Origin of the sequence: Pseudomonas sp. IT-P12 (assembly GCF_949767465.1) — a bacterium.
Classification (GTDB): Bacteria; Pseudomonadota; Gammaproteobacteria; order Pseudomonadales; family Pseudomonadaceae; genus Aquipseudomonas.
Genome location: NZ_CATKPY010000014.1, coordinates 1 through 461 on the forward strand (window position 1 = coordinate 1; position 461 = coordinate 461).

Sequence of the window (461 nt, forward strand, 5' to 3'; positions counted from 1 at the left end):
ACGTTACTTTCACTGGTAACGGATCAGGCTAAGGTAAAATTTGTGAGTGACTCTTAAGAGTTTTGCGAATTTTCGGCGAATGTCGTCTTCACAGTATAACCAGATTGCTTGGGGTTATATGGTCAAGTGAAGAAGCGCATACGGTGGATGCCTTGGCAGTCAGAGGCGATGAAAGACGTGGTAGCCTGCGAAAAGCTTCGGGGAGTCGGCAAACAGACTTTGATCCGGAGATGTCTGAATGGGGGAACCCAGCCATCATAAGATGGTTATCTTAAGCTGAATACATAGGCTTAAGAGGCGAACCAGGGGAACTGAAACATCTAAGTACCCTGAGGAAAAGAAATCAACCGAGATTCCCTTAGTAGTGGCGAGCGAACGGGGACTAGCCCTTAAGTGGCTTTGAGATTAGCGGAACGCTCTGGAAAGTGCGGCCATAGTGGGTGATAGCCCTGTACGCGAAA

1 rRNA gene is annotated in these 461 nt (G+C 48.2%); it reads left to right on the forward strand.

From position 1 onward, the window contains the following. Positions 1–120: 120 nt before the first annotated feature. Positions 121–461, forward strand: a 23S ribosomal RNA gene (locus tag ACM6IM_RS08615); the annotation flags it as partial.